Source organism: Arthrobacter agilis (assembly GCF_002953615.1).
In the GTDB taxonomy this organism is placed as follows: Bacteria; Actinomycetota; Actinomycetes; order Actinomycetales; family Micrococcaceae; genus Arthrobacter_D; species Arthrobacter_D agilis_B.
In genome coordinates this window covers 2,998,759-3,005,670 of the sequence record NZ_CP024915.1, presented here as the reverse complement: position 1 = coordinate 3,005,670, position 6,912 = coordinate 2,998,759, and the positions used below count along the sequence as shown (strand labels likewise).

The following is a 6,912-nucleotide window of genomic DNA, read 5'->3' as shown; positions in this document are numbered from 1 at the left end:
TTGCCGTAGGCGAAGTAGATGACGAAGCCGACCACGAGCCAGCCGGCGAAGAACAGCCAGGTGATGGTGGCCAGGTTGAACATGAGGTACAGGCACAGGGCGGCCGAGGCGATCGGGATGACCTTGCCGAACGGGACCCGGAACGCGGGCCGGAGGTCGGGGCGCTTCCGGCGCAGTACGATGATCCCCAGGCTGACCGTGATGAAGGCGGACAGCGTGCCGATGTTGATCATCTCCGCCAGCACCTCCACCTGCGTGAACCCGGCGAGCAGGGCGACGACGACGCCGCACAGGATCTGGGTGCGTGCCGGCGTCGCGTGCTTGTCGGAGGTGCGGCTGAGCCCGCGCGGCAGGAGGCCGTCGCGGCTGAGCGCGAAGATCACGCGGGCGAGTCCCATGAGCAGCACCATGATCACGGTGGTCAGACCGATCAGGCTGCCGAGCGAGATGATGCCCGCGGCCCAGTCGGCGCCCACGAGCTGGAAGGCGGTGGCGAGCGACGGCGCACCCGAGGCGCCGAGCTCCTTGTAGGAGACCATGCCGGTGACCACGAGGGTCACCAGGATGTAGAGGACGCTGACCACCGCGAGGCCCGCGAAGATGCCGCGCGGCAGCGTGCGGCTGGGGTTCTTCACTTCCTCCGCCGATGTGGCGACGACGTCGAACCCGATGAAGGCGAAGAAGACGAGGGCGGCACCCGAGATGATGCCCGTGAAACCGAAGGCCGCCGGGGAGGCGCCGCTCAGGAAGGAGAGGAAGGGCTGGTTCGCCCAGTCGGAACCGGTCTCGGCGGCAGGCTCGGAGGCGGGCACGAACGGCGCGTAGTTCTCGGGGCTGACGTAGAAGAAGCCGACGACGATCACGAACAGCACGATGCCGATCTTGATGACGGTGAACACGCTGTTGACCCGGGCGGAGAGCTTGGTCCCGTAGATGAGCACGGCCGTGAAGATCGCCACGATCAGCAGCGGCCCCCAGGTGAGGTCGAGCCCCAGGAGGCTGATCTCCGCGGGGATGTCGAGGTCGAGGACGCTGAAGAGATCCGAGAGGTAGACCCCCCAGAACTTGGCGATCACGGCCGCTGCCATGAGCAGTTCGAGGATCAGGTTCCAGCCGATGATCCAGGCCAGCAGCTCGCCCATCGTCGCGTAGGTGAAGACGTAGGCGCTGCCCGCGACGGGCAGCGCCGTCGCGAACTCGGCGTAGCACATGATCGCGAGGGCGCATGTGATCGCCGCCAGCACGAAGGAGATGGTCACGGCCGGACCGGCGTTGAACGCCGCCGCCTGCGCACCCACCGAGAAGATGCCGGCGCCGACGGCGACCGCGACGCCCATGATCATGAGGTCCCAGGTGTTGAGGGACCGCTTGAGGCCGTGTCCCTTTTCGTCGGAGTCCCTGATCGACTGCTCGATGGACTTGGTCCGGAAGAGGTCCATGGGTGTGCTGATCCTTCATCTGTTCGGGGTGGCGGCCGGCCGCGGGAACGCGGCAGGCCCTTGTCGAGGATAGGAAACGAACGGGCCCGCCGCATCTTGGTGACGATGCGGCGGGCCCGTTCCCTCCGGTGCCGGAAGAGGCTATGCGTCGCGCTTGAGGAGGGCGTGGCGGGGACTGTCCGGGTTCATGAGCGAATGCTTCCTGCCGTAGAGGAAGTAGAGGGCCAGCCCGATCAGGAGCCACACGCCGAAGCGCAGCCAGGTCTCCCAGTGGAGCTGCAGGATCAGGAACAGCGACGCGAGGACGCCGAAGGCGGGCACGATCGGCATCAGCGGCAACCGGAAGGTGCGGGGTACCTCGGGGCGCGTGCGGCGCAGCACGATCACGGCGATGCACACCACGATGAACGCGGCGAGGATGCCGATGTTGGTGAGGTCGGCGACGGCGCGGATGGGGAAGACCCCGGCGAGGAGCGCCGCGGCGGTGCCGGCGATCCAGGTGACGCGCTGCGGCGTGCCGTTCCGGTCCGTCGTCGAGAACCAGGCGGGGAGGAGGCCGTCGCGGCTCATCGAGAACCACACGCGGGTGACGCCGAGCAGGAACGTGAGCATGACGGTGAGGATGGAGATCACGGCGAAGGCCGAGATGATCGTCGCGACGACCGGCAGGCCCACGGACTGGAAGGCGGAGGCGAAGCCCGCCGTCGGGCTGATGTCCGTGTAGTTCTGCATGCCGGTGAGGACGAGGGTCGCGAGGACGTACAGCACCATCGCGATCAGGAGCGACAGCAGGATGGCCTTCGGCATGTGCTTCTTGCCGTCGGTGGCCTCCTCCGCCGCGGTGCTCATGGCGTCGTACCCGAAGACCGCGAAGAAGACGGTGGCGGCCCCGGTGAAGACGGCGCCGAAGCCGGAGGGAAGGAACGGAGAGTAGTTGTCGGCGTTCACGTAGAAGAAGCCAAGGCCCACGATGCCGAGGATGAGCAGGATCTTGAGCCCGACGGCGATGAGCTCGAACCGGCCGAACGTCTTGGTGCCGCGGCTCAGGATGAAGGTGATGAGCAGGCACACCACGATCGCGGGCACGTTGACCACGCCACCCTCGATGGTGTCCGGCGTCCCCTGCATCCAGGTGGGCACGGTGACCCCGATCCCGGACATGAACTCGGTGAAGTAGCCGGAGATGCCGATGGCGACCACGGCCACGATCGCGATGTATTCGAGCAGGAGATCCCACCCGATGAACCAGCCGATGATCTCACCGAGGGCGACGTACCCGTAGGTGTAGGCAGAACCGGCCCTGGGGATCATGCCGGCGAATTCGGCGTAGGACAGCGCGGCCGCCGCACTGGCCAGCCCTGCGATCAGGAAGGAGATCAGGACGGCCGGCCCCACCGGCGCGCCGTCCTCGCCACCGTTGGCGACGAGCCCTGCCAGCGTGAAGATGCCCACGCCGATGATGCCACCGACGCCGATGGCCGTCAGCTGCCACAGGCCGAGGCTCTTGAAGAGGCCGGTGCGGCCCGTCTCGTCCTCGACGTTGTCGATGGGTTTACGCCGCAGGATCGACTGCGTGCCCTGTACGCCTGAGCTGTTCGACATCATCGTCCGTTCCTAGGAGGGGTGGCATTTCCGCACCAGCCAAGTATGGGGCGGGCTACCCATCAGCGGAAGTGGGCGTACCTGAACGGAAAGGTTCATTCCTCCTTACGTGTTTCTTCCGGCGGCGGGTGGAGTCCGCTGAGGACGAGGTCGAGGTACCGCTCGACGCCGGTAGCTGCAGTTGCGGGCCGGCCTGCCGCCTCGGGGGTGAGGGAGGCGAGCATGCGGATCATGACCAGCAGGTCCTGTCCCGTGACGTCCTGTCGGGCGCCGCCGCCGTCCCGGAGCCGTCGGGCAAGCTCCGCCGCGACGGGTGCGATGCGCTCGCGGAGCATCGCGAGGCCCGCGGACACGAAGCCGGAGTCCTGCAGCAGTTCCCGCAGGCCCCGGTCCTCGAGCTGCATGCGTGCGGTGGATCCGATGAACAGCCGTGCCGCGGCCCAGGGCTCGGCCGTGGCGAGGGCATCCGCGCCGACCGAGGCGACGTCGGCCACACGCTGTTCGAGGATCGCCTCGATGAGCGTCCGGCGGTCCGGGAAGCGGCGGTAGACCGTGCCCACTCCCACCCCGGCCTCCCGGGCGATGTCCTCGAATGCGCACTCGGCCCCGTGCTCGGCGAACATCCGTCGCGCCGCCGCGAGGACCACTTCGCGGTTGCGTTGCGCGTCCCGCCGAAGGGGCCGGACGACGGCGGAAACCGCCTCGGGTGGTTCAGGCGGGTGTGCCACGCGCCGCCGCCCGGTGGAGCCGGAACGTGAGGAGGAGCCGGTGCGCGGTGATGACGACGGCGAGCCAGGCGATGCCGAGGGTCCATGCCACGAGGACGTCGGTGAGCCAGTGATGGCCGAGGAACACGCGGCTGAGTCCCATGGTCGCAGCGAACACGACGGCGAGGGTGATGGTCAGTGCCCTGGTGCGCTTGCGGTGCTGCCGCAGGACGAGCAGGTAGGCCACGATGCCCGCGATCACCAGGGCGTTCAGCGAGTGCCCACTGGGGAACGACGGCGAGGTCTCGTAGGGTGGGACGGCGAGTTCGATCGGCGGGCGCAGGCGGCCGATCGCGTCCTTGCCGGCGACGGTCATCAGCAGCGAGCCGAAGGCCGCGGCCGGTAGCAGGATCACCGGCGTCCAGGACCTGCGGCGCACGGCGAGCAGCACCAGGATCGCGACCGCCAGAATGGGCATGCCGATGGGGCCGCCGATGTGCGTGTAGCCCGTGATGGCGGCGTTGAGCCAGTCCTGCCGCAGCGACACGGCGAGGTCGAGGGCGGGTTGGTCGAGGGCTGCGACGCCGTCGGCCTCCACCACCGACTCGTACACCTCGGCCGATGCCGCGGTGAGGGCCGCGGCGACACCGCCCCCGATCGCGATGATGAGCAGCAGTGCCGCATGCGGTCCCAGCCACCGGGCGAGGGGCCGGACGCACCGCACGAGCAGGCGGCCGACCGGGGTCGTCCATCGCGTGAGATCGCGGGGTCCTACGTACTGGTCCTGGTGGGAGGGCATCCTCCGACTCTATGCCGGTCGTGCCGTGCCCGGCATTCCCCGTGGGTTCCGCCGCCGGCACTGGCGGTCCTGCCCCCGGCCTGCTGTGTTCCTGCGCTTGCGGGCGCTGTGCAACTAGGCTGGCGCCATGACCGACCCCGGAAGGATCCGCGACGTAGTCCGCGGCGTACCCGTGTTCCCCGACGTGATGCCGCCCTTCGACCCCTCGGCGGCGCCCTCCTCGCCCGTGGACCTCTTCGTGGAGTGGCTGGAGCGCGCGGTGCAGGACGGTATCGCCGCGCCGCACGCGGTCACCCTGTCGACGGTGGGCGAGGACGGCACCCCGGATGCCCGCGTCGTGATCGTGAAGGACGTGACGGCTGCCGGCTGGCAGGTCGCATCCAGCAGCGACAGTCCCAAGGGTCGGCAGCTGGCGGCGCATCCCGCGGCGGCGCTGACCTTCTTCTGGCCGGCCGCCGGGCGGCAGGTGAGGATCCGCGGTTCCGTCTCCGTCGGCAGCGCGGACGAGAACGACGCCGACTTCCAGCGCCGCCACCCGGTGGCGCGTGCGCTCGTCCTGGCGGGGAGCCAGAGCGCGGTGATGGGCGGCCGCGAGGACCTGGACGCGGCGGTGGAGGACCAGGTGCGGAAGATCGACGCCGCCGGCGGCCTGGCCTCGACCACCTGGACCGTCTACACGGTCGCCGCCGACGCCGTCGAGTTCTGGCAGGCCGACCAGGAGCGCAGGCATACGCGGCTGCTCTACACCCGCTTCGGGGAGGGCTGGCGCAGGACCATGCTCTGGCCGTAGTCCGTCTCCGGACGACGGCCACCCCCGGCACGACTGCGTCTATGCGGGGACGGTCCCCGATCCGACCGGGGTCCCTCCGACCCGCACGCGGAGCTTGTGCACGAAGTCGAGCTTGTCGACGACGGCGGGCGGTAGGACGAACGGGTACAGGTCATTGGCGCCCATGCTGCGGTTGACCTGGTTGAGGGCCACGGCGAGCGGGATCCAGGTCTCGCGGACCACCGTCCCGAAGTCCTCGGTCGTGTCCGGTCCCGGGCCCGAGGCGAGTCCATGGTTGCGGGCCGTGTCCACCGTGTCGCAGATGTGCAGGTAGTGGGCGAACGTCTCGGCGAAGTCCTCGTACGGGTGCATGGTCGCGTACATCGAGATGTGGTCGTTCTCCCAGCCCTCGGGTGCGCCTTCGTCGTAGTGGCGCTTGATGGCGTCCTGGTAGCTCGCACGGTCGTCACCGAACAGGTCGCGCGCCCTCCCCGTCAGCTCGGCATCCGAGAACACGAGCGTGCCCTCGAAGTAGTGTCCGGTCTCGTGCCGGAAGTGCCCGAGCATGGTGCGGTAGGGCTCCTCGAGCCTGGCCCGCATCTTCTCGCGGTGGGAGTCGACGGTCTCCGCGAGGTCGATGGTGATCAGGCCGTTCTGGTGTCCGATGACCACCTTCTCCTCGACGCTCGAGAGCAGGTCGAAGGCGAGGCCGCGGTCCGGGTCCTCGGTCCGGTCCCGGATCGGCAGGCCGAGCCCGTCGAGCTCGTAGATGAGGTGGCGCTTGGACCGCTCGGCGTCGAGGAACTGCGCCAGTCCGGTGGTGTCGTGGTCGTCGGGGCGCGTCCGCGTGAGGTTGCAGCTGAAGCATTCGTCGCCCTCCTCCCGCACCAGCCAGGTGCACCCCGACAGCTTCAGGTTGACGCAGCGACGGAGTACCTGGCCCTCGAGGTCGCGGTAGGCGCCGTCGTCGTCGAGCGGTGCGATGGCCCGCTCGCCGCGGTGGAAGCCGAGCTGCGTGCGGCAGGCGAGGCAGCGGGAGTTCTCGAAGAAGAGGGGCGCCGAGCAGACGGCACAGGCGAAACGTTGCATGGAGGGTCCTGGGATTCGTGGGCGGTGGCGTGTCAGCCGAAGAAGACGATGCGGATCAGGGCGGCGGTCCCGAGAACGAGGATGGTCGCCCGCAGCGCGAGCGGGGAGAGCCTGCGGCCCACGCGGGCGCCGAGGAAGCCGCCGAGGGTGGCGCCGACGGCGATGAGGAGCACCAGCGACCAGTTGATCGACTCCCAGGCGAAGGCCATGAACGTCACGGCGGCCACGCTGTTGACGGCGGTGGTCAGGACGTTCTTGATGGCGTTGATGCGCTGCAGGCTCTCGATGGTCACCATGCTCATCAGGCCGACGATCAGGATGCCCTGCGCCGCACCGAAATAGCCGCCGTACAGGCCGAGGACACCGATCCCCGCGAGGAGGAGCAGGGAACGACGGCGGGACGGCGCCGCGTCCGGCGCACTCTCGGCGGCCTTGGCCGCGGCGGCGCGCTGCACCCGGGGGGCCAGCGCCACCATGACCAGTCCGATGATGATGAGGGCGGGCACG

The 6,912-nt window shown here is 69.2% G+C and carries 7 protein-coding genes; 1 reads left to right on the top strand and 6 read right to left on the bottom strand.

All coding sequences use genetic code 11. The annotated features are described in order from the left end of the window. The 4 genes from CVO76_RS14660 to CVO76_RS14645 all read right to left on the bottom strand — a co-directional run. A partial coding sequence (locus CVO76_RS14660; RefSeq protein ID WP_208739919.1) for an APC family permease occupies positions 1-1,439 on the bottom strand: 1,439 nt, incomplete at its 3' end. Between the two features lie 141 nt (positions 1,440-1,580). Beyond that, positions 1,581-3,041: an amino acid permease gene (locus CVO76_RS14655; protein WP_208739918.1), complete on the bottom strand. Its 1,461-nt coding sequence runs from the start codon at positions 3,039-3,041 to the stop codon at positions 1,581-1,583. 95 nt (positions 3,042-3,136) lie between these two features. Continuing rightward, the gene (locus CVO76_RS14650; protein WP_208739917.1) at positions 3,137-3,769 is read right to left on the bottom strand and encodes a TetR/AcrR family transcriptional regulator; all 633 of its coding nucleotides are present in this window, start codon (positions 3,767-3,769) and stop codon (positions 3,137-3,139) included. Continuing rightward, a complete protein-coding gene (locus CVO76_RS14645) occupies positions 3,753-4,547 on the bottom strand; it encodes a phosphatase PAP2 family protein (RefSeq protein ID WP_208739916.1) in 795 nt (264 codons plus the stop codon). Before CVO76_RS14645 ends, CVO76_RS14650 begins: the two co-directional genes overlap by 17 nt. Before the next feature lie 127 nt (positions 4,548-4,674). Between CVO76_RS14645 and CVO76_RS14640 the strand changes: the two genes are divergently transcribed. Beyond that, complete coding sequence (locus CVO76_RS14640; RefSeq protein WP_208739915.1) at positions 4,675-5,337, top strand: pyridoxine/pyridoxamine 5'-phosphate oxidase; 663 nt, start codon at positions 4,675-4,677, stop codon at positions 5,335-5,337. Positions 5,338-5,376: 39 nt separating this feature from the next. On the opposite strand, the gene CVO76_RS14635 is transcribed toward CVO76_RS14640, so the two are convergent. Both CVO76_RS14635 and CVO76_RS14630 read right to left on the bottom strand, forming a co-directional pair. Beyond that, complete coding sequence (locus CVO76_RS14635) at positions 5,377-6,405, bottom strand: zinc-binding metallopeptidase family protein (RefSeq protein WP_208739914.1); 1,029 nt, start codon at positions 6,403-6,405, stop codon at positions 5,377-5,379. A gap of 32 nt (positions 6,406-6,437) precedes the next feature. Then, on the bottom strand, positions 6,438-6,912 hold a 475-nt coding region (locus CVO76_RS14630; protein ID WP_208739913.1), incomplete at its 5' end, for a sulfite exporter TauE/SafE family protein.